The sequence below is a fragment of the Peribacillus sp. NPDC097197 genome (genome assembly GCF_050278025.1).
Lineage (GTDB): Bacteria > Bacillota > Bacilli > Bacillales > DSM-1321 > Peribacillus.
Genome location: NZ_JBNNST010000002.1, coordinates 15,161 through 37,954, shown reverse-complemented (window position 1 = coordinate 37,954; position 22,794 = coordinate 15,161). Strand labels below are relative to the sequence as shown.

The window sequence follows — 22,794 nt, the reverse complement described above, 5'->3', positions numbered from 1 at the left end:
TGGTACATAATAAAAGTATGTAGACAAGAACTAGAAAAATGATTAACTCTCAGAAGAGGTGTGGTTCATGAACAATGAAGAAATAACGAAAAAATTAACTTTACATACGCCTGTTATTTTAGGCAGTGGGGACTTTGCAAAATATGCAGTTTTAGTACCGCTTATCGAAAAGGAGGATGGCATACACGTCCTGTTTGAAGAGCGCTCACATCAATTGAGAAGGCAACCGGGGGATATTTGTTTTCCTGGTGGAAGAATTGATCATCTTGATATGGATGAGCAGACGGCTGCCCTTCGTGAAACGTACGAAGAACTAGGTGTGGCAAAAGAGGATATATATAATGTATTTCCAATCGATTATCTTGTATCCCCTTTTGGGATGATTGTGTACCCATATGTGGGATTTATCCGAGGTGATCAACCATTGGCACCCAACCCATCTGAAGTCGAAACGGTCTTTACTGTTCCACTTTCGTTTTTCATGGAAAAGCCCCCAGAGATATATCATGTGAATTTTAAAGTCGAGCCATTAGAAAACTTTCCACACGATTTAGTTGTTGGTGGAGAGAATTATAAATGGCAACCAAGACAGACGAAAGAATATTTCTACCAATATGAAGGCCGTGTCATTTGGGGAATGACGGCAACCATACTTACCCACTTTATTAAAATTCTACGTTAGACCCTTCTAAAGCACCTTTTCTTTATCAGTAAATCCAAATAAACTATATATATGGTAAAAAACGGTTTTTGATGAAGAGGGGGATGAGGGATGAGATACACGCTGAGACGATTGGAAATTGAACGAGAACAATCTATAGCAGAGCTTAAAAAATATAAAGTGAGCCATGAGTACTATGATGAAATAAAAGATTTGAAAAGTCGGGAAATTTATTATCTTGGCGGTCCCTGGACTAGGGAACACTTAAACTCCTTGTTAAGAAGTACTCATGTAAACCAGCCGAGTTACTCACCCCATCGTTTTTTATATCCATGGGTTGATCTTCAGGAAGATGGAAAGCTGAAAAGCTTGTATTCCGGTAAAGGTATGGATCCTGTCGAAGTCATAGAAGCAGATATTCGAGTTCTTGAACTGTTAACGAAAGGAAGTCAATCCTTTGAGGTTAATAGTATGTCTCTTAATTGTGAACATGTCGTTCCTCAATCATGGTTTAGTAAAAAAGAACCGATGAGAGGGGACTTACATCATTTATTTGCCTGTGAGCCAACTTGTAATAGTAGCCGCGGGAATTCCCCTTATCATGACTTTGTGGACTATTCCCCAGAACCTCAAGTACGAGGGATAAAAGCCGGATGTGGCAAAGCTGAAAAAGGAAAATTTGAGCCTGAATATGGAAAAGGAATCGTAGCGAGGGCCACTTTGTATTTTTTACTGCGATATGAAGGGATTATTGATCAAGAGAATATCGATATCAATCTATTATTGGACTGGCATCATCGTTTTCCGGTTAACTTATATGAAAAACATCGTAATCAGGCCATATTCGAAGTACAAGGGAATCGCAACCCATTTATCGATTTCCCCGAAATGGCAGGTGAGTGGACTTAAAAAGACGTTTGTTTTACGAACTAAAATATGTATGGACATGAGGTTAGGGTTTCTCTTGAATGTTATATTGAAAGAAGCCTACAGGATAATGAACTCAAAAAGGATTGAGCAGCTTCCACTGCTTCAATCCTTTTATTTTTTATATGGTATGAAAAGGGTTTAAAGAAACTTCACGCAAACTGGGAATGGCACTTGGATATCTTTTTGAAGTAACGTTAATTTACCATTTATATCATTTCGAGAAAACAACGTCAAGGTCCCTGATTCCTCATTAGAGGCAACAAGGAACTTCCCACTAGGATCAAGGGCGAAGTCACGTGGCCAGTGTCCTTCTGTTGAAACTAATTCAACCAAGGTTAGTTTTCCGGTTTTTTTATCGGTTTGGAAGACAGCGATGCTATCATGCCCACGATTTGCTGCATAAACGAACTCCCCATCCGCAGATATGTGGATCGCACTTCCTTGATTGTTTTCACGGAAATTTTCTGGGACTGTCCGGATGGTTTGCAATTCTGAAAAACTTCCATTTTGGGAATCGTACGCCAATACAATGACTTCAGGTGCAAGTTCTGTCATAACATAAGCGATTTTTCCATTAGGGTGGAAGGTTAGGTGTCTTGGCCCGCTTCCAGGAGTGACTGCCAAACTATTAACTTTTTCCAATACTCCATTATGTATTCCATATGTGTTTATTTGATCGATTCCAAGATCAACGACGGCAATGTATTTTTCATCAGGTGAAAAGCCTGCATAATGTGCATGTGCCTTTTCCTGACGCTCTTTGTTAGGTCCCATTCCGGTATGGCGTATCGTGGATGATACTGAAGCAGGTGTTGCGTCGGGGTTAAGTTTGTAAGCTTCGATAATCCCATCTCCGTAATTGGCTGTGACCAAAACATTTTTTTTGCTATCGATACTAATGTGGCAATAGGATCCATTAGGAGTTAGCTCCTTACCTAAGTAAGTAAGATCACCTGATCCTTCATCAATAGAGTATGCAGCAACACCGCCGCTACCGGCCTCTTTTAAGATGGCGTACAAATGTTTTTTGTCTTCACTAATCGTTACATAAGTAGGATCCTTTAATTCAGCAGCAAGGACGGGCGTTGTAATCTTCCCTTCGTTACTATCAAGTGTGAAACGATAAATGCCTTTACTGTCTCCTTTCGTATAAGTACCGATGTATCCGGTAAAGGTTTGTTTCGGATTTTCCATATTGATTCCCTCCTAGAAAGATAATGAGTTTATTTTAACATACGATGAACTCATATATCTTTCCCCGAATTTAATGGAGTTGAATCTTAATTAACAATAAAATTTTGCTGAAACAGAAAAAGGTACTCGTTTAGTGAAGATTTTATATGGTTTCGATTTTTTTAGATGTACTGGCTTGGTTTGATATATGTTGAAATGATGAAACTAAAAATAAGCCTTGTGTTGTTAATTTAATTTCAGGTATAACGGGAAGCGCTAAAAAAGCAAGCGTCAGGAATGGATTAAAGTGTCTGTTGGCACCAATCTTCAATAACCCGTGATTCATTTCCTTTAAGTTGTGTAAAACTTCCGCATACGTCCCTGTACTCATTAGTCCAGCAATCGGAAGAGGTAGGGAGGCAAGAGTTTTACCATCTTGGATAATGACTAATCCTCCCTGCATTTTTTTTATTTCCTCAGCAGCTACCAGCATATCCTGGTCATTCGTACCAGCGATAATTAAGTTGTGCGAGTCATGGGAAACCGTTGTGGCGATTGCACCTGATTGTAGGCCAAGACCCTTGACGATTCCAAGGCCGATTTTTTTTGTCTTTTGATGCCGTTCTATAACAGCAAGCTTTACGTGATCCATGGAGGGGGAAAATTGAAATAGGCCATTTTGATTGAGAGCGACCGGTTCGATTATATGTTTTGTAACTAGACTGTTCGGTATGATTTCAATAAGGTTGGCAAGGGCATTGTGTAAGGTTATATGAAAATCTATATCTGACAAATCTTGAAGGTGTACCGTCTGTGTTAATTTTTCCTCCAACTTGTGTTTCGGGGCTTCAGGGAAGTTCACTAACTGGCCATCTTTAGAAACTAGTTTGCCATCTTTAAAAACGGATTGAATTTGGATGGATTGGAGATCTTCGAATAATAGAAAGTCGGCTTTATATCCAGGTGCAATGGCACCATGTTCTCTTAACCCGAAGCATTCGGCGGCATTTATTGTTGCCATTTGAATCGCGGTCAGAGCGGGGATTCCTTCTTCTATGGCAATTCTGACATTGTGGTCAATGCTACCTTCAGTTACAAGATCATCTAGGTGGCGATCATCGGTGACGAATAAACAACGGCGGGAATTTTGTTCAGTAACGGCAGGGAGCAGATTTCGTAAGTCTTTTGCTACAGTTCCCTCCCGAATCATAAGATACATTCCTTTCCGTAGTCGGTCTCTTGCTTCCTTTGCGGTGGTGCATTCGTGATCGGTTTGGATACCGGCAGCCATATATACATTGAGTTGCTGTTCAGTAAGTCCGGCAGCGTGACCATCAATCTTTTTTTCATTCTTGTATGCATCGATGATTTTTTGAATCATATCATCATCTGCATTGGATACGGCTGGGAAGTTCATCACTTCAGCTAAACCAAGCACCCGCGGATTTTTGTAAAAAGAATATAAGTCTTCACTTTTTAAAACAGCGCCCGCATCCTCGAAGTCAGTTGCCGGAACACAAGATGGCATCATAAAGTAAAAGTCGAAAGGGAGGTGATCCGATTGTTCAATCATATATTGTATCCCTTTCCTTCCTGATACATTGGCGATCTCGTGTGGGTCCGCCACGACGCAAGTTACTCCATGTAAAAGTAGAACTTTGGCCAGTTCAGAAGGCCGTACCATGGATGATTCAATATGAACATGTCCGTCGATAAATGTAGGTGATACGTATTTACCTGCGGCATTTATTTCAGAGATTCCCTCGTAATTCCCAATACCTGCAATATAACCATCTACTATAGCAACGTCGCCAGTATAAATTTCCCCATTGAATACATCAATGATTTTCCCATTTTTAATGACGTAATCAGCAGGTATTCTACCTGCTGCAACGTCCATTCTCTTTTTCATTAAGTGTGATTTCAAAGAGACCTCCTCCTCATCTGGACTTAGGCTTATTGTCAGTATTCCACTTTAACTGCTTGAGATTCCCATGTGCGGAATGGTAAATCATGGTCGGTGAAATCTATACGATGCATGGCGATGGAGCGGTTTTCCATTGGGATCGCAAGCTCTTGATAAATAAAATCGTCATCAAACCCGATTTGAGCTGCATCTTGTTTTGTACAAGAATAATAGATTGCTTTAGGTCGTGCCCAATAAAGAGCACCAATACACATCGGGCACGGCTCACAACTAGTATAGATTTCACAATCTGTAAGCTGAAAGCTGTTCAGGTTTTTACAAGCATCGCGAATAGCTTGGATTTCAGCATGTGCAGTGGGGTCAAGCGCCGTAGTGACATTATTGCAGCCTCTTCCTATAATGACCCCATCTTTTACGATCACGGCTCCGAAAGGACCACCGTTTTGTTTCTTCACATTTTCAGTAGCCAGTTGCACTGCCATTTCCATGAATTTTATATTCATCTAAAACACCCCTCCGACTTATATTTAAAAGCTGTGTTATATTACATAACATGAAATTTATATATAATATAACATATTTAGGAAATCGTTGAACGCATTTTTGAAAATAATTTTTTAAATCATTCATTCTTGAGAAATTTATTATGGAAGAAATAATAAGGGAGGTAAAAAGGATTATGTATTGCGAGTCATCTCGGTAAAATCGTGAAATCATCAACTTCTCCATTTTAGTTTTTTAAAAAGTTGTCCATCCCCGTTTACATTTATACTTTTTTTGAAACTTAATGAAAATTTGTTCGTAGAATAAATGTAAGTAAATTCAAGGAAGAGGTGTTTTTATATGGGAAAAAGGTTGGGAGATTTAAATCAGGAGCAGATAAAGGGTCCTTCTTTGTTTGGAATGATTACAAGTCCTGTGGAACAATTCGAAAGAATCAAAAGCAAGCCAAAGATTTGGGTTCCAATGCTATTGATCACTTTACTTTTTTTAATTGGTACATATTTTTTAAGTCTATCATTAGATATCAATGAATTAATTGGGGAAGAAGTTCCTTCAGGGCAAGTTGAAATTGTTAAGATGGTTACTTTGGTTACCATGGTTATTACCGGTGTTCTTTCACCAGTGGTATCGGTTCTAATTTCCAGTGCTGTTTTGCTAGCAGTGGCTAAAATCGCAAATTCAGAAGTGAGTTTTAAACAAATATTTTCAATGAAGACGTTTATTTATTTAATCACAGCTATAGGACTTTTTTTAAACGGACTTATACGTTTGCTGATTGGTGGAAATCCTGAAGTGTATGTTACGAGTTTGGCAGGTTTACTGAACTCGGATTCTAAGATTTTGGGAGTCTTTGAGGTCTTTACCATCTGGGCCACTGTTTTGATTGCCATTGGTCTAAATAAAGTGGCGAACCTCTCTAAGGGAGTAGCTGTGACGATAGCTATTATTTTTTTCCTATTTCAAATAGGTATGGCGTTCATCGGTAGTTTATTCTCGGGAATTAGTGGCATGTAATGAAAAAGAAATGGATCATTATAGGAGTCAGTCTACTTATTGTAATAATGGTCACTGTTAGCGTTTACCGGCAGGTTTTGGCTAAAGGACCATCGGTCTCGGTGATAGTTCCCAAAATGGAGGATATTTCTTCCACCATCATGATTCCAGGTAGTGTAGCGATGGAAAATCAACAGACGGTTTATTTCTCCACAGAAAAGGGAGAACTTAAAAAGGTTGAAGTCAAAGAAGGTCAGAAAGTGAAAAAAGGTGATCTTCTGCTGACTTATGAAAATCCTCAGTTAGAATCTGAATTAGAACAAAACAACCTATCAAAAGAATCTGCTTATTTGAAAATCAATCAGTTAAAAAGGCAGAAGGAACAACTTGAAGAAAAGGAAAAACAACTAAGTAAACAAGTTGGGGATGATAGAGCAGAAGAACAATTAAATCCAGAATTCGATCAAATTGATACGGATACAAAATTAGCAGATATTGAGTTGAAACAGGTGCTTTTGAAGGAAAAACAGTTGAATGAACAGATACGGGATCTGAAAGTGGAGAGTAAGGTGGATGGTGTCGTGCTCACCGTAAGTAAACAGGGAGAGTCCTTAGCTGTAACAGGTACGGCTGAACCTCTTATCCAAATCGGCAATCTTGGTAACTTGCTAGTTTCAGGAGTTCTTTCTGAATACGACACATTGAAAATAAAGAAAGGGCAAAGTGTGAGTTTTAGTTCTGATGCCGTTGAGGATGAGAAGTGGAAAGGAGAAATTGTGAATATACATTCCATTCCTCAGAAAACAGATCTCAGTCAAGGGAATTCCCAGGCTGTCCAATATCCAGTAACGGCTAAACTAATAAGTGAAACGGATGTTTTAAAGCCTGGTTTTCAGCTTTTCATGGAAATTGAAACAGATAAAAAGAAGGCACTTGTGCTTCCAATGGATGCGATTATCGATGAGGGTGAACGGATGTTCGTCTATATGGTGGACGGGAAATCCGTAAAAAAGAAAGAAATAAAGCCTGGTATCATTTCCAGTGAAAAAATCGAAGTAATCAAAGGCCTAAACAAAAACGACCGAGTTGTTATCGATCCTTCGGATAAGATTGAAGAAGGAATGGAAGTGACGGTTGAATGATCGAGTTAAAAGGAATAACAAAAACGTATCAATTAGGTAAAGAGGATGTACATGTGTTGAAAAACGTGAATTTCTCCATTGAAAATGGAGAGTTCGTTGCGATTATGGGACCTTCAGGCTCGGGAAAGTCCACATTGATGAATATAATCGGATGTTTAGATCAAGCAACAACTGGAGAGTATTGGCTTTCGGGCCAAAATATCTCTGGTTATTCAGAAGACGAATTGGCTAGGGTCCGAAATACATCCATAGGATTCGTTTTTCAACAATTTCAATTATTACCAAGACTAGTTGCTTGGAAGAATGTTGAGTTACCGATGATTTATGCCGGCGTTTCAAAAAAAGAACGTCAATTCCGTTCAGAAGAAGCATTAAAGAAGGTGGGACTTGAAGACCGAATGAGTCATCTACCGAATGCTCTTTCTGGAGGGCAAAAACAGCGTGTTGCTATTGCACGCTCCATTGTCACACAACCCCAATTAATTTTAGCGGATGAACCAACTGGTGCACTAGATTCAATCACAAGTGTGGCGATAATGGAACAATTCAGGAAGTTGAATGAAGAGGGAGTCACAATTGTTGTGGTAACACATGAAGCCGAAATTGCCGAATACGCTTCTAGGACCATATTTGTACGCGACGGTGAAATTCTTCCTGCTACCCTCATAGAAAGAGGGGAGGATTAATGAGTGTATTCGAAAATGTCACGATGGCTTTGAGTTCTCTAAAAGCTCATAAATTGCGTTCTATGTTAACGATGTTGGGCATCATAATTGGCGTAGCCGCTGTCATTATCGTAGTTGCAATAGGGCAAGGTGGGGAAGCGATGCTGAAATCGGAAATTGTAGGTCCGGGTAATACGGTTGAATTATTTTATCAGCCCTCAGAGGAAGAAATGCAGTCGAATCCGAATATTATCTATGAAGCTGCTTTTAATCAGGAAGATATCCGAATACTTGAAAATCTTAACGGTGTTAAACGGGTGGTTGCTTCAAGTTCAGAGTTTACAAAAGTTAGCCACAAACAGGAATCCATCGATAGTTCTGTGGTAGGCATAAATGATGCCTTTCTGGATTTAAATAGACTTAATGTGGCCAGTGGAAGAAATTTCACTTCTGCTGACTTTTTGGGTGGAGCACGAGTTGCCATTGCAAGCCATACGATGCAAGAGGATTTATTTGATGGGAAATCACCAATTGGACAAGTCATTCGGATTGGAACGCAACCCGTTGAAATTATTGGAGTAATGGAAAAATCAACAGGGCTCCTTGCTTTTGATACAGTGCAATTGTATATGCCATCTAATACATGGAAAACGGTCTTCAGTAAAAATGATGTGACCTCTATTCTGTTGCAGGCAGAAAATACTGATCAATTGAACACTATCGGTAAAAAAGCCTCTGCCAAACTTAATTCTATTCACAATGCAGGGGAATCATATCAAGTCATAAATATGGAAGAAATCGCTTCGGCAATTGGTCAAATTACCAGGATCATGACTTTGATAATCGGTTCTGTTGCAGGCATTTCGCTCGTCGTGGGGGGGATTGGTGTAATGAATATCATGCTTGTATCCGTTACGGAACGGACTAGAGAGATTGGCATTCGTTTGGCGCTAGGAGCCACAAGGAGACAGATACTAACTCAATTTTTAATTGAATCGATCATCTTAACACTGATTGGTGGATTGTTGGGCATCGTTTTAGGGTGGATCGTTGTCACGCTAATTTCTCTTTTTGCGGGGCTTCCCTCTCTAATTTCTTGGCAGGTTGTCCTTGGAGGTGTAGCCTTTTCCATGACAATAGGCATTGTTTTCGGAATTTTACCGGCGAATAAGGCTTCCAAAATGAATCCGATTGAATCCTTGCGATATGAATAAGCATCTCGAAACTTGTACGTACTTGAGTACAGGTTTTTTTTCTTCTTTTCTCCTATCATGCTATTATTATGGTATACAATTATACCGGTAGGCTAACCTCCGTGTTGCACATGAATTGAAAAAACAACAAAACGTTTGTAATTGAAGGTAGTAACATAGTTTTTAGTTCTATTTTCTTTGCAGTAGATAAAACGTAATAAATCGAAAAAATATTTTTAAGATTTTGGGGGCGATTGTGTGATGAAGACTATACGACAACTAGATAACCTTAATGAAATAGATAGTATTCTTAAGCAAATGGTTCGAAATTCTTATGAAGAGGCAAGGGAAGAAGGAGAATTGTTATGTATGGAATGTGGAGACGTAGATTTATATATTGCAGCTTCGAACCATGCACGGCTACAGGATGCGATTAATATGAATTTTCGAATTGATGAGTCCGGTGAAATCATCGAACACGAAGAATATCAGCAACTTATGGATGAGCTTTCTGAGTACTTTCTGGAATTACATAAGGATAGTGAATTATTTGATTTCTTTCCTGCGGGTTCTTATGAAGTCAAAGGTGATGAGCGAGAGTCTGAAACAGATATGCTAGGTCCAAAGGGTTTATTTTCAGCACCATTTGAGGATTCTATTATAAAGGAATAAATGGTGAGAACAAGGAATCTGAAGGGGTATAAAAAGGAGAGGCAGAAACGATTTATTATTTCTGCCTCTTCTTTTTCCATTACTTTACTAGAAAAAGATCTATTTAGAGCAGCACTCCTTCATTTAGTCTAAAAACGTGTTGTTCTGTACGAAATATGATAAAATTCGACTTTATTAAAAATGAATAAGGTAGAAAAAATAACAAATATAAGTTTTTATGGAAATTATATGAAGAATTGGATATAATAAAAAGTGTTATAGTAAATGAATTTTTTTAGAATTAATAGTTTGATATAACTTTCAGAAGAGTTCTCTCTTAAGAAAATTATACATAGGTATAGAATGAAGTAAACTAAGATGGCCGGTATCAAAATTATTGCATTTTTCGCATTTTAATTCAGATTATTTGGACTATTTTTGTTTTTTGAAAAATGTTGCAGGCTAGGGAGGATTAGTTATGATAGTTTTTGATCAGGTTAATAAGTATTTTGGTGATTTTCATGTATTGAAAGATATTAATCTAACAATTAATAAGGGAGAAGTGGTCGTAGTAATCGGTCCATCTGGATCAGGAAAAAGTACGCTTCTTCGTTGTATTAATCGCTTAGAAACGATATCGGAAGGTTCGCTGTCCATCAATGAGATGAATGTTGCGGATAAAAAAACAGACATTAATAAGTTGCGCCAAAACATCGGTATGGTTTTCCAACATTTTCATCTTTACCCTCATAAAACCGTATTGGAAAATATTATGTTGGCACCTAAGAAGGTTTTAGGACAAACGAATGCGCAAGCGGAAAAAATTGCCCAAAAGTATTTGGAAAAAGTCGGGATCTCGGATAAGGCGAATTCTTATCCTTCACAGCTTTCCGGTGGACAGCAGCAACGTGTTGCCATTGCCAGAGGACTGGCAATGGGACCGGAAATCATGTTGTTTGATGAACCTACCTCAGCCTTGGATCCAGAAATGATCGGCGAGGTACTTGATGTGATGAAAAAGCTTGCTCTAGAAGGAATGACGATGGTCGTGGTCACACACGAAATGGGATTTGCCCGTGAAGTGGCGGACCGAATCGTATTCATGGATGAGGGCAGGATTTTGGAGGAGGCAATACCGGCTGATTTTTACGAAAACCCTCACGAAGAGAGGGCGCGTCTATTTCTCAGCCGTATATTAAATCATTAAATAAAAAATAGGGGGGATTTACATGTTGAAGAAAAAGAGATGGTTACAATTATCATTGCTTTCAGTACTGGCTGTCATACTATTAGCGGGTTGTGGCGGGGAAAAGGATTCTGATGAAGGTAAAGATGGTGGAAGCGGGAACAAAGATAAAGATATTCTAACTCAAATTAAGGATAACGATAAAATCGTATTCGGGGTAAAGAATGATACGCGTCTGTTTGGATTGAAAAACCCAAATACAAAAGAGGTAGAAGGATTTGACATCGACATTGCGAAAGCACTTGCAGCGGAGATCCTTGGTGATGAAGAAAAAGTATTATTCAAAGAAGTAACGTCTAAAACAAGAATGCCTTTATTGAACAATGGGGATATCGATGCGATTGTTGCGACTATGACCATTACGGAAGAACGTAAAAAAGAAGTTGACTTCACTGATGTCTATTTCGATGCTGGACAATCATTACTTGTTAAAAAAGGAAGTGACATTAAAGGTATTGATAATTTAAAAGGTAAAAAGGTATTGGCTGTAAAAGGCTCTACCTCAGCCATAAATATCCGCGAAAAAGCTCCCGAAGCAAATGTTTTGGAATTCGAAAATTATTCGGAAGCATTCGCAGCACTTAAATCAGGTCAAGGTGATGCATTGACGACAGATGATTCCATACTTTATGGTATGGCTGATGAAGATCCAAATTACGAACTTGTTGGCGGCACATTTACGGATGAGCCATATGGAATTGCAGTTAAAAAAGGAAATGAAAAATTTGTAGATGAATTGAACAAAGCTCTTAAATCAATTAAAGACTCCGGGAAATATGATGAAATTCATGATAAGTGGATTAAGCAATAACGTATTCATTTACATGTGGTAAGAAGAAATAGGATTTTTACTTACCTACTAAAAGAATAATATTTGGATCTGTCAGGATGAGCAATTTGCTCATCCTGATTAGTTAGAGGAGAGTGGATGTCTTGCTTGATTTCTCCATTTTGACAGAGAATTTAGATATGTATTTAATGGGTTTTAAAAATACAATCATATCTAGTTTAATTGCTTTAGTATCAAGCTTAATCCTTGGTGTGCTTATTGCTATCATGAGAATTGCTCCGATTAAGCCTCTGAATTGGCTTGGGACCGCATATGTGGAGTTCATACGGAATATACCCTTATTGATCATCACATTTTTCTTTTTCCTCGGCCTGAAATTAAGTGGGTTATATGCAGGTACGTTAGCCTTGACTATATACACATCATCATTTATTGCGGAAGCCATTAGAGCCGGCATTCTTTCGGTATCGAAAGGACAAATGGAAGCAGCCCGTTCTTCAGGACTGACATATGGACAGGCGATGAGATTCATCATCTTGCCACAAGCCGTGAAAATTGTCATTCCCCCTCTTGGGAACCAATTCATCAATCTCGTTAAAAATTCTTCCATTTTAGCAGTCGTTGCTGGATTAGATCTTATGTATCACGGTGATTTAATATCCTCAAGAACCTTTGTAGTGTTCGATGTTTACATTTTCGTAGCAGCGTTTTATTTAATTCTTACCATTCCTTTAAGCCTTGGCGTTGGTTATTTAGAAAAACGTCTGGCTAAGAGTAATTGAGGGAGGTATAAGACATGGATTTTTTAGGAGCATACACACCAGATCATTTAAAGTTTTTATTAGAAGGTTTTTGGGTAACGATTCAGGTGGCTTTTGTATCTATCATTTTAAGTTTTATCATCGGGGGACTAGTCGGCATTTTACGTTATGCAAAGATACCAGTTGTATCACAAATTTTAGCTGTCGGCGTTGAAACCATTCGTAATTTACCATTGTTGTTAATCATTCTTTTTACATATTTAGCGTTGCCTGAAGTAGGAATTAAGTTGGAAATTATTCCAGCTGCGATTGTTGCTTTGACCGTTTTTGAATCAGCCATGATATCCGAAGTAATACGAAGTGGGTTGAAATCAGTTGATAAAGGACAAATGGAGGCAGCTCGTTCATCTGGTTTAAGTTATGTGCAAGCCTTGATACATATCATACTTCCGCAGGCACTACGCCGAATGGTCCCACCTCTAGTGAGCCAATTCATCTCTCTATTGAAAGACACCTCATTAGCGGTAGTGATTTCATTGCCAGAATTGACCCATCAAGGGCAAATCATCTATGGGCAAGGTCAAAATTTCTTGATTCCAATTTTAATCTTAGTAGCCCTAATGTATTTTGCCGTTAATTTTAGCTTATCTTTAGTGGCCAGGAGACTAGAATTAAAACGTACTTAAATCCCCCGACTCATATTTGAGTCGGAGTTTTTATCATATCTCAGCTATTTTTTCTTTCTATTCCATAGGAGGGGACTCGTAATGAGCGATAATGTGAATCATATGCATTTCAAAATCGTATACATATGAAGAGGAAAGAAGGTGAAAAAGCTGTCTGAAATTAAGCGTACCAATAGCAAAGCACTAGCCTCTTTAATCCTAGGAATTCTATCCCTTCTCATTCCCTTTATCGGAGTTATATTAGGGATATTAGGTCTGATTTTTGCTTCAAATGGTACAAAAGAAATTGTACATTCGGGAGAGCCTGGTATCAATTTGGCGACAGCAGGAAAAGTATGCAGTATTATTGGGATCATTTTTAATATGATCATAGTCCTTATTATCCTCTTATTTTCTATTCCGTCATAAAATAGCGATAATTCTACTTATCTAATTTGAAAATATGAAGATAAAGGAAATACTTCATTAGGATTATTTTGGGAAAATATGTTATGATTTACATGAACTAAATATTAAGGGGGGATGTTGTTTTTGTCCAATCAGATATTTAAGTATCCTGCTGTTTTTTATTATGAAAAGCACCCTTTAATCATGGATTCATTTTCAATTCAAGTGTGTTTTCCTGATTTTAAGAGAAAGGGTTTCACATCTTCCGTTAGCGGAAGAGATAGGGGCGACGCTCTAGCTTGTGCTCAAGAACTATTGTGTTCGATGGTCGAACATTTTATCCATTCAAAGAAACTAATCCCTGATGCAACTAAAATGGAAAAAGTGAATGTAGATCGAGGAATTAATATTTGCGAGGCTGACCCATTTCGCATTGAAATTGAACATATTACTTATGAAAAAGAAAGACAAAGTCTTACCCTACGGAGAGGATAAGGCTTTTTTTCTGTGTGAAAAAGGGATTTCTGTATTTAATCTACGGTTATGGAAAGTATAATGACAATTCATTTTGAATGGCAGAGGTTCTTTTTGAACGTACCTCCGAAAGGGTAGTAGAGCTTCGCACTTTAACGGTTTCAAATGGCGAGCATTTAGGAATAAGATGTATGAGGGGTTATTTAAATAGGCTATCATGCCTGTCTTTCTTCGAATTTATTGAAAAATGGTAATTACTTCGTTTAATCATTCTTAGGTAGAAAAGTATTCATATCCACTGGGAGACCAAGAAATTATAGCTTAGTTTTGTCATATTAACTTGATGCATCAATGGTGTTATTGATACTAGCCGATTTATATAGAGAATAGAAACAATTATTTTTATTTTTGAAAGGATATTGAGTTCTTTATAACGAATATGTATAGTGTAGATAATATAGGTAAAAAGTATCAATAATATGGAGGTGTATTAGTGAAGTATTATATAGCATCGGATGAAAAAAATATAAAGCAAGTTAAATCATTAATAAAGAAATTGAATGCAAAGGGGTTCTCATGTGTAAATGAGTGGAATCTTTTTGACAAGAATGGTAATAAAGAAACCACTAATAGTTTAGGGGATTATGAAAAGGAAGGAATAGACGAAGCGGATTTTATGTTAATCTTTCTTACTGCGGGAAAGGGAAACCTTTATGAACTAGGACATGCCCTTTCTTCAAATAAAAAAATAGTTGTGTATTCGCCTGAAAAAGAGAATTATCATATTAACAAAAAATCAATATTCCATAATATCCCTGGTGCCATCATCTGCAGCGGGACTTTATATAAGTTGGTGAAATTAATTCAATCACTTGCCCCAGCAGAACAAGATGATCCAAGTCCTATGAATTCTTAATAATGTCTTTTGTATAAACAGTTGAATATACCCCCAAAAAAATAAAAATCAAAACGTAATGTTTAGTATATAAAAATATCGGGTATAGGTTACTAAAAAAGGGAGGAAGTTTATTTGGCTACTATAGACATTGATAAGTTATTACTAGCTACTGAAGAAATGGCCGAAGAATCAATTCCAGTTCATCTCTATACATTTGACATTGATAAGTTATTAGATAAGACGGATAATTGGTAAAGAAAAGCATGCCGCAATGGATATGCTTTTTTCTTTTGTAAATAAGTTTAACCTGATTACCAATATTACAAGAGTAAGTAATCAGGCATGTGAGAATAGAATGAATAGTAGTGGAAATTAAAAAACGCGGCCCTTTACAAATCCTAAAATAACAAACATGGAAATAGTTCCGACAACAAAAACTGATTCAATAATCGTTAAGAGAAGTCCATCATACATCTGTATTTCCTCCTTATATGTAGTGTGTGATCATGCTTAAATCAACATCTGTTTATTTGTAAATTATAACATGAAATTCATAAATTTAGTTGGGGAAAAATGTCTAAATGTATAAAATTGTATCATTCTACTTGTCATTGGATTTTTAGTTTATCACTGCTAAGAGTTTTTATCCCTCACAGTTTTTTGTTCTTAAAGTTCTACATAGTACTAACGCCTCTTTAAGAATGGAGGTTAAATTTCATGTTTTTTATACATACTTATTTAGAAGCATACAGGAAATTGGGCACCATAAGAGGGAAAATGACATATAATGAAGAAGGAATGTAGGAGGTGAAAAATACTTGTCTCGCAAAGTGGAGGATTACCTTGAACAAGGAATTTATGGAACAAAAGAAATCAAGCCGGGTGAACGTAGGGAGTTTCTTGGGACGTTACGGGAAAGAGTCATTATCGTATTAACAAAATCACAAGTCTTTGAAAACAATCTATATCCAGAAATAGAAAATAGGATGAAACAATATCCACGGGCTAATTTACTTCTGAATGGTCAAATGGATTATCAGTACTTAGGGAAATACATTAAATTATCTAATCAATATAAGATTCCGTACAAGGTTGTTTTAAATCAGGAATACAATTCCGATTTAGGTCTGGTATTGGCCGAAAAAAATGCTATTGATAAAGGGAATATTTATATTGAGAAAGAGAAAGAAAAGAGTAAACCTAAAACTGTTAAGAAGAATAGTTTAAAAGCAAGGATTAAGAGATATGTAAAAAAAGTACTAAAGAAACCACGATAAGAGCAATCTAGCGAAGGTATGGGAATAGTCTATGGAAAAAAACCTCAGAAAGAGGGAACAATAATGGGCCCTCACTTCTTAGAACATATATATTTATGTTCGTTTCTTTCTCAATCTATAAAACTTCCTAAAGTTACCGATGGTCGTTTTTAGGACTGAGTAAACAGGAATTGCAATTAACATACCTATGAATCCATATATTGAACTGGCAACGAGGAGCAGCAAGATAATCGTTAATGGGTGAATGTTAAGTCTCTTTCCCATAATGTTTGGAGTAATCAGGTGACCTTCGATTTGCTGAACCACTATAAAGACAACGGTGACTTTTATCGCCAAACCAACATCTGTTTGCAAAGCGATGAAAATAGCTGGAAGTACACTTATCAGTGGGCCTAGGAAGGGTACAATCGTAAATACCATAGCTATAAGGGCAAATACTAATGCATAATCGAGTCCAATGATGAGGTATCCGATATATAATAAGACCCCAATTACGATTGATACGATGAATTGGCCGATAATATAGGTCGATAGAGTCTTATCGACGTCTTTTAATATAGTGTTTCCCTCTGCCTCCACTTCTTTTGGAATAAACTTTAATAAGAACGGCCTTAATTTTTCGCCATCTTTCAGAAAATAAAATAAAATGAACGGGGTTATGACTATAACAGTTAGAACACTTGTTACTGTAGTGAAAATGGTGTTGATATTTACCATGATCTTATCTGAAAAATTCTTAAAATAGGTTACGGAGTTCTCTTTAAGGGTTTTTATATTTACCATGCCAAAATCATTTTTCTCTATCACATGTTCGACATCTTCGGATTGTTCAGAAAGTTCCTTGACTTTACCTGGGAATTGATCCGATAATTTTTGGAATTGATCAACGAGAACTGGGCTTCCAAAGTAACTGCCATAACCAATTGCACTAAATATTATCAGAAAAACTAAGGAAATACTCAAAGTTTTAGGAATGAACTTGCTTAGAAATTGAACAACCGGCCTTAATATGTAATATAACAATCCAGCTAATAGGATGGGGAAAAATACGGCCGCAATGATATTTTGAATGGGTCTAAAAACATATTCTATCTTACCAAGTAATACAATGATAAGTATGGTTAAAATAATCCCTGTTGCATATTTAAAAAAAGGTTTGTTTATCCACACAATTGAATTCCCCCTTCTACATCTACTTTTACTATCACTATTTCCCTTGAATGACGCTATACTAAACTTTTATGCCATTTTCAGTGGTTTTCGATAGAGTAGAAATGAATGGACAAATTCTTGAATATTTTATATAAAGGCTCTGTTAAAGGTCTGATATTCACTTTAAAGGAACGAATGTTCTGTGATGGGATTATCAAATATGAACGGGTGACAACTATGAGAGCAATTGAAATCCTCAAAGTCATCCAAAAACGTAATCCAGCAGAAAAGCATCGGTTGCGACTACCACCGCAGACTTAAAGGATGGATACAGCGATTTAACGGTGTAGCAACCAAATGTCTAAATAATTACCTCGCTTGGTTACACCTGTTAGAAAGTATCCATCCTCAAAGAAGAAGTCACAATGAAAGATATACTAGTTAAGGGGAATTTAATTCCAAATAAAGAAATATATATAGTACAATTGGGTTATCTGAGTTCGAGATATAAACTATATATTTAACCAAATGGAGTTATATCTGGAATAAGTAAAATATTTTTCGCTCGGGGGAAAACACTTGAGGAAAATCACCTTATCTAATGGAGGAACGGTAGAAGTTGAGTGTCTTAGTTGTGCATTAACAAGTGGAGTAGTTGAACCAGATGGCGGCGTGGTCATTGAAACAGAGCTCTTTCACGCCCATCAAGATGTCGCATATCCCATCATTTTCATACTTGGATGGTTCCAAGATATGAATGGATGTATATTCGGGCGTTCAGTTGAGTCAGTTCGACCAGTATTACTTCACGCTAAAAATGAAATGAATGACAAGGAAAATGTTGAAGAAGTTCTGGAAGCCATCAACATTCTTACCGAAGAACTAAATAAATAATTTAATAGAACTTCCGTTTTTAAGAAGTTCTACTTTTTTAAAATCAAAATTTAACTTAAACTATAACAAAGCCTATATAAAAAAAGACCTCCATGTAAAATGGAGATCTAATCCGAACCTTATGATGACTTTTTCAAACTTTGTACTTCTTTTGCGGGTTGTTTTTCAGAACGTCCAAAAGCACCGAAGTAAAGACATCCTACCAATATTCCCCCACCGACAGCGTTACCTAGAAATACCGGAATGAAATTCATGATATAATCTCCCCAAGTAAGTGCACCTGCGAAAATACCAGCTGGAATGATGAACATATTGGCTACAACGTGTTGGAATCCAATAGCGATGAAGGCTGTAATTGGTAAGAACAAACCAACAATTTTACCAGTAGTGTCTTCTGCGCTATAGCTCATCCAAATAGCCAATGCTACAAGCCAGTTACATCCTATTGCAGAAATGAAAGATTCAATAAAACTTGCATCAACCTTTGAGTTGGCAGCTGCAATGGTTTTATCCAGGAAAACCCCTGTTTCGGTCAAACCAAGAAGGTGTCCGAATACGTATGCTACAAAGACGGAGCCTATTAGGTTTGTAACGGCAATTAAAATCCAGTTAATCGTCAATTGTTTAACAGTGACCTTTTTAGCTAGTGCTGCCATGGAGACTGCCATCATGTTTCCTGTTAGCAATTCTGCGCCTGCAACGACCGTAAGGATTAATCCTAGCGGGAAAACTAATCCGCCTATAAGATTATTCAGTGTACCCCATTCTGGCGGTAATCCGGCCGTAACGCGGATGTAAAATAGAAAACCTAAGGCAATAAACGCGCCTCCAAGGAATCCTAAAATTAAAATGCTTCTTAGTGGCAACGTGGCTTTCTTTTTCCCTGCATTGATTGCAATTTGCGCCATTTGTTGCGGGTTGTTATAACTCATTTTGCTCCCCCTTGAAAAATACTTTCTCTATTTTTTATTTTTTAGTAGTTAAGAGGCAAGGACTTACTTACCATATAAACAATACCATCAGTTATTATACACTTCTATTTAGATTTTTCTATAACAAAATAACATTTTTTTATTTTTTTTTTAAAAAAAGATAGATTTTAATGGGGTTTTGGGGGTTTTGAGAAAAATTAATAAATATATTGAAAAAATAAAATAATGAAAAAATAACCAGATGCATAGTGTGCCTTGGTAAAGGATGTAATCCTCAGGCAGCTAAAAAGGCATTATCAAAAGCATGTTGCCCAAAGGGCCTGCTTCGATAATGCCTTTTTTAGCTTATTCAGTTGATGAATCAAGGCTCATGTCAGGAGATTTTTTCCACTGGAGCCTTGAATCCTTGTTGTTCCTGTGCGTTTCTCATTTTCTTGATATCTAAACGAAGCATTATTGAGATGACGAATGCAATCGTGATCAAGACTGCGAAAACGTAAAACACAGGAATGTAGCTATTTGTACTTTCTCTGATATAAGTTACCAACATAGGTCCACAAACTCCACCAAGAGACCAAGTTGTTAATAGGTAACCATGGATTGCACCGATTTCTTTAGTTCCGAATAAATCACCGGCAAATGCAGGGAGGTTAGAGAACCCTCCTCCATAACAACTAACAACGAGTAAAATCAGACCTTGGAATAATAAGGAGTTGGTAGTGGTCGGAAGTAATAGGAATGCCGCAATTTGGATGATGAAGAAAATGACGAAAACATTAGGACGACCGATATAATCGGAAGCGGCTGCCCAGCCAAGTCTTCCACCACCATTGAAAATCCCCATGATACCAACTAGGGTAGCCGCCCCAGCAACTGAAAGCCCGACTACATCCTGAGCCATGGGAGAAGCTACTGATATCATCATGATTCCTGCACTAGTGTTGATCAATTTCATGAACCATAACATCCAAAAGTGTTTTGTTCTAACCGCTTCCTTCGCGGTAGATTGTCTTAAATCTTTTTTCAATTCCTTTTTTCCTGATTCGATGTCTTGTTTCATGCCTTCTGGAATCCAACCTGCTTTGGGCGGTGCAATATAAGAAGCACCTAAAAACATTAGGATGAAGTATCCAGCGCCTAAAATATAATAGGTAGTAGATATTCCTACAGACTGCATAAGGCTAGCTGCAACAGGCGCCGTAATAAGTGCACCTGCACCGAAACCGAGCACTGCCATCCCAGTTGCAAGTCCTCTTCTGTCAGGGAACCATTTAACAAGGGTCGAAACTGGTGATATGTAACCGATACCCATTCCTAATCCGCTTAAAAACCCATAGGTAAGGAGGTAAAGTGGAAGCGAATCAATCATAATCGCCACGCCAGATCCGGCTTGACCTAAACCAAATAGTACCGCGGCAACCATGGCTGACTTCCTTGGCCCATTTTTTTCTACGAACTTTCCAAAGAAAGCTGCAGAGGTCCCTGCAAGTGCCATCATTATAGTAAACGCTAAAGTAACTTCAGTCTCTGACCAGCCCATTGCTTCTACTATGGGCTTTTTGTAAACACTATAAGCATATGCCCCTCCTATAGAAAGGTGGATAGCGATAGCTGATAAAGCGATTAACCATCTGTTTTTTGTCATGTTGGTACCCCTTTTCACAGTTATGAGAAAGATTCATGCGTTTTATCTATGGTTCGTTAAGTTATATGCATTTTATCTATCTCGTTGCCTTAGTATATAAGATTATTATTTACTAGTAAACTACTAAATTAAATTTTTTTAATAAAAATGAGATTAAATGACAGTAAGCCTTAATTAAGGGAGTGTTTTTGTAAAAGAGTTTATAGAAGAAACATACACACCATTAAATTTTGAGAGAAAAGAATTTTTTAAATTAATATGTAGGGATAGGAGATAATAATCAATTAAACTGGATAATTTGCTAGCTGAAAACATATAAATATTCAATAAACGATAGCATGGGAGGGAATGATATGACCAAATAACTTACATAATAGAATGGATTTTCCTCTAAATGACGAAAAAATTAGATGAAAACGAAATTTTATTTAAAAAATTCGGAAAATTTAGTTATAAGGGCTTGAACTATGAAACCTTATAGGAGTAAACTAATTAAGATAGGTTTTATGGAAGTGAAATCTTGTAAAAATATTCAACAAGGGGTTTTGGTAATGAAGGAACAAGACATGCAAATCACGCTTAGTACAACGAAGAAAGAAAAGCCAAAGGCTGAACAGCTGGAGTTCGGTAAAACATTTACCGATCATATGTTTATTATGGACTATACACAAGGGCAAGGGTGGCATGATCCAAGAATTGTTCCTTATCAACCGCTCGAATTAGAGCCTTCATCAATGATATTTCATTATGGACAATCTGTATTCGAAGGATTAAAAGCATATGTAACAGATGAAGACGAAGTTATCTTATTCCGTCCGGAAAAGAATTTCCAACGCTTAAATAGTTCAAATGATCGTTTATGTATCCCTCATGTAGATGTCGACTATGCATTGAAGGCGTTAAAAACGTTAATTAGTATTGATAACGACTGGATTCCTAGAGCAGAGGGTACATCATTATATATACGTCCTTTCATTATTGCGACGGAACCTTATTTAGGAGTTTCTCCATCAGACCGTTACAAATTCATCATCATTATGTCGCCGGTAGGTTCTTATTATAAAGAAGGTATTCACCCAGTGAAAATAGCGGTTGAGTCATCCTTTACGCGTGCAGTGAATGGAGGTACTGGAGAAGCTAAAACCGGAGGAAACTATGCTTCAAGCCTTAAAGCTCAGGAGGTTTCCGAAAAGCTTGGTTATTCGCAAGTTCTATGGCTTGATGGAGTGGAGAAGAAATATATCGAAGAAGTGGGAAGCATGAATGTTTTCTTTAAAATCAATGGAGAAATTATTACTCCAGCTTTAAATGGTAGCATTCTTCCGGGCATCACTCGCGATTCCATCATTGAATTGTTAAAACATTGGAACCTTCCAGTGAGTGAAAAGCGAATTTCCATGCAGGATGTCTATGATTCCTATAAATCAGGTCAATTAGAAGAAGCATTCGGTACTGGAACTGCAGCCGTCATTTCTCCTATAGGTGAATTCCTATGGAATGGTGAAGAAATGGTCGTTCAAAATGGTGAAACGGGTGAACTATCCAAAAAACTATATGAAACGCTAACTGGAATTCAAACAGGTAAAATTCAAGATGAATTGGGTTGGACTACGAAAGTTGAAGAAAAAGTTACTTTCTAAGATTTTGAAGTTATACAGAAATGAGTCGGAATGTTAGGAAAAAACATTTTGCCTTCATCAAAAGGGGTTTGGAATGATTTATTTCCAGACCCCTTTTTAAAATTTTGGAATAACAGGATACCATGTTCAATATAGTTTAGTTAAGAATGGGGAAGATATGTTTATTCTGGAAT

General features: G+C 37.2%; 23 protein-coding genes and 2 pseudogenes. 19 read left to right on the top strand and 6 right to left on the bottom strand.

Annotated features, from left to right (window positions below; all coding sequences use genetic code 11):
* Positions 1 to 67: 67 nt before the first annotated feature.
* A complete protein-coding gene (locus ACQKL6_RS02595) occupies positions 68 to 682 on the top strand; it encodes an NUDIX hydrolase (protein WP_402868655.1) in 615 nt (204 codons plus the stop codon).
* Between the two features lie 90 nt (positions 683 to 772).
* Positions 773 to 1,570, top strand: a complete 798-nt coding sequence (locus tag ACQKL6_RS02590) for an endonuclease I family protein (protein ID WP_402988500.1) — start codon at positions 773 to 775, stop codon at positions 1,568 to 1,570.
* A 159-nt stretch (positions 1,571 to 1,729) separates the two neighbouring features.
* Here ACQKL6_RS02590 and ACQKL6_RS02585 read toward each other — a convergent pair whose 3' ends face one another.
* The 3 genes from ACQKL6_RS02585 to ACQKL6_RS02575 form a co-directional block, all read right to left on the bottom strand.
* Positions 1,730 to 2,791, bottom strand: coding sequence for a lactonase family protein (locus ACQKL6_RS02585; protein WP_402988815.1), 1,062 nt, complete (start codon positions 2,789 to 2,791; stop codon positions 1,730 to 1,732).
* Between the two features lie 136 nt (positions 2,792 to 2,927).
* Positions 2,928 to 4,691, bottom strand: coding sequence for an adenine deaminase (ade, locus tag ACQKL6_RS02580; RefSeq protein ID WP_427650516.1), 1,764 nt, complete (start codon positions 4,689 to 4,691; stop codon positions 2,928 to 2,930).
* A gap of 35 nt (positions 4,692 to 4,726) precedes the next feature.
* A complete protein-coding gene (locus tag ACQKL6_RS02575) occupies positions 4,727 to 5,173 on the bottom strand; it encodes a nucleoside deaminase (RefSeq protein WP_402868651.1) in 447 nt (148 codons plus the stop codon).
* A 361-nt stretch (positions 5,174 to 5,534) separates the two neighbouring features.
* Between ACQKL6_RS02575 and ACQKL6_RS02570 the strand changes: the two genes are divergently transcribed.
* From ACQKL6_RS02570 to ACQKL6_RS02505, 14 genes are all read left to right on the top strand, one after another.
* Positions 5,535 to 6,209, top strand: a complete 675-nt coding sequence (locus ACQKL6_RS02570; RefSeq protein WP_427650515.1) for a Yip1 family protein — start codon at positions 5,535 to 5,537, stop codon at positions 6,207 to 6,209.
* The gene (locus ACQKL6_RS02565; protein ID WP_427591242.1) at positions 6,209 to 7,330 is read left to right on the top strand and encodes an efflux RND transporter periplasmic adaptor subunit; all 1,122 of its coding nucleotides are present in this window, start codon (positions 6,209 to 6,211) and stop codon (positions 7,328 to 7,330) included. The genes ACQKL6_RS02570 and ACQKL6_RS02565 overlap by 1 nt, the downstream gene beginning before the upstream one ends.
* Positions 7,327 to 8,016: an ABC transporter ATP-binding protein gene (locus ACQKL6_RS02560; RefSeq protein ID WP_427591244.1), complete on the top strand. Its 690-nt coding sequence runs from the start codon at positions 7,327 to 7,329 to the stop codon at positions 8,014 to 8,016. The genes ACQKL6_RS02565 and ACQKL6_RS02560 overlap by 4 nt, the downstream gene beginning before the upstream one ends.
* The gene (locus tag ACQKL6_RS02555) at positions 8,016 to 9,209 is read left to right on the top strand and encodes an ABC transporter permease (protein WP_402868645.1); all 1,194 of its coding nucleotides are present in this window, start codon (positions 8,016 to 8,018) and stop codon (positions 9,207 to 9,209) included. The genes ACQKL6_RS02560 and ACQKL6_RS02555 overlap by 1 nt, the downstream gene beginning before the upstream one ends.
* 240 nt (positions 9,210 to 9,449) lie before the next feature.
* Entirely contained in the window at positions 9,450 to 9,860 is a 411-nt protein-coding gene (locus ACQKL6_RS02550) for a hypothetical protein (protein WP_402869851.1), read from the top strand.
* Positions 9,861 to 10,317: 457 nt separating this feature from the next.
* A complete protein-coding gene (locus ACQKL6_RS02545) occupies positions 10,318 to 11,046 on the top strand; it encodes an amino acid ABC transporter ATP-binding protein (RefSeq protein WP_402868643.1) in 729 nt (242 codons plus the stop codon).
* A gap of 22 nt (positions 11,047 to 11,068) precedes the next feature.
* A complete protein-coding gene (locus ACQKL6_RS02540; protein WP_402868641.1) occupies positions 11,069 to 11,896 on the top strand; it encodes a transporter substrate-binding domain-containing protein in 828 nt (275 codons plus the stop codon).
* Positions 11,897 to 12,018: 122 nt separating this feature from the next.
* Complete coding sequence (locus tag ACQKL6_RS02535; RefSeq protein WP_402958753.1) at positions 12,019 to 12,657, top strand: amino acid ABC transporter permease; 639 nt, start codon at positions 12,019 to 12,021, stop codon at positions 12,655 to 12,657.
* Between the two features lie 14 nt (positions 12,658 to 12,671).
* Complete coding sequence (locus ACQKL6_RS02530) at positions 12,672 to 13,322, top strand: amino acid ABC transporter permease (RefSeq protein ID WP_402868637.1); 651 nt, start codon at positions 12,672 to 12,674, stop codon at positions 13,320 to 13,322.
* Between the two features lie 141 nt (positions 13,323 to 13,463).
* Positions 13,464 to 13,730, top strand: a complete 267-nt coding sequence (locus tag ACQKL6_RS02525) for a DUF4190 domain-containing protein (protein ID WP_427591245.1) — start codon at positions 13,464 to 13,466, stop codon at positions 13,728 to 13,730.
* Positions 13,731 to 13,853: 123 nt separating this feature from the next.
* Positions 13,854 to 14,204 (top strand): hypothetical protein, encoded by a 351-nt coding sequence (locus ACQKL6_RS02520; RefSeq protein WP_402988520.1) that lies wholly within the window; start codon positions 13,854 to 13,856, stop codon positions 14,202 to 14,204.
* Between the two features lie 472 nt (positions 14,205 to 14,676).
* The gene (locus tag ACQKL6_RS02515) at positions 14,677 to 15,099 is read left to right on the top strand and encodes a nucleoside 2-deoxyribosyltransferase (protein ID WP_402988525.1); all 423 of its coding nucleotides are present in this window, start codon (positions 14,677 to 14,679) and stop codon (positions 15,097 to 15,099) included.
* Positions 15,100 to 15,213: 114 nt separating this feature from the next.
* Positions 15,214 to 15,336 carry a hypothetical protein gene (locus ACQKL6_RS02510; RefSeq protein ID WP_402868629.1) on the top strand — a complete coding sequence of 41 codons (123 nt, stop codon included), beginning with the start codon at positions 15,214 to 15,216 and terminating at the stop codon, positions 15,334 to 15,336.
* A 563-nt stretch (positions 15,337 to 15,899) separates the two neighbouring features.
* The gene (locus ACQKL6_RS02505; RefSeq protein WP_402988534.1) at positions 15,900 to 16,358 is read left to right on the top strand and encodes a YueI family protein; all 459 of its coding nucleotides are present in this window, start codon (positions 15,900 to 15,902) and stop codon (positions 16,356 to 16,358) included.
* Between the two features lie 93 nt (positions 16,359 to 16,451).
* Here the strand turns inward: ACQKL6_RS02505 and ACQKL6_RS02500 are convergent, their stop codons facing one another.
* Positions 16,452 to 17,528: an AI-2E family transporter gene (locus ACQKL6_RS02500; RefSeq protein WP_402988541.1), complete on the bottom strand. Its 1,077-nt coding sequence runs from the start codon at positions 17,526 to 17,528 to the stop codon at positions 16,452 to 16,454.
* A 283-nt stretch (positions 17,529 to 17,811) separates the two neighbouring features.
* Here ACQKL6_RS02500 and ACQKL6_RS02495 point away from each other — a divergent pair.
* Both ACQKL6_RS02495 and ACQKL6_RS02490 read left to right on the top strand, forming a co-directional pair.
* Positions 17,812 to 18,021 (top strand): annotated as a pseudogene (locus tag ACQKL6_RS02495) (IS1595 family transposase); the annotation flags it as partial.
* A 68-nt stretch (positions 18,022 to 18,089) separates the two neighbouring features.
* Positions 18,090 to 18,404, top strand: a pseudogene (locus ACQKL6_RS02490) (hypothetical protein).
* A gap of 119 nt (positions 18,405 to 18,523) precedes the next feature.
* On the opposite strand, the gene ACQKL6_RS02485 reads toward ACQKL6_RS02490, so the two are convergent.
* Positions 18,524 to 19,336 carry a formate/nitrite transporter family protein gene (locus tag ACQKL6_RS02485; RefSeq protein ID WP_427650513.1) on the bottom strand — a complete coding sequence of 271 codons (813 nt, stop codon included), beginning with the start codon at positions 19,334 to 19,336 and terminating at the stop codon, positions 18,524 to 18,526.
* A gap of 373 nt (positions 19,337 to 19,709) precedes the next feature.
* Complete coding sequence (locus ACQKL6_RS02480; protein ID WP_402958780.1) at positions 19,710 to 20,981, bottom strand: L-lactate MFS transporter; 1,272 nt, start codon at positions 20,979 to 20,981, stop codon at positions 19,710 to 19,712.
* A gap of 551 nt (positions 20,982 to 21,532) precedes the next feature.
* On the opposite strand from ACQKL6_RS02480, the gene ACQKL6_RS02475 reads away from it, so the two are divergent.
* The gene (locus ACQKL6_RS02475) at positions 21,533 to 22,621 is read left to right on the top strand and encodes a branched-chain amino acid aminotransferase (protein ID WP_427650512.1); all 1,089 of its coding nucleotides are present in this window, start codon (positions 21,533 to 21,535) and stop codon (positions 22,619 to 22,621) included.
* Positions 22,622 to 22,794: the final 173 nt, after the last annotated feature.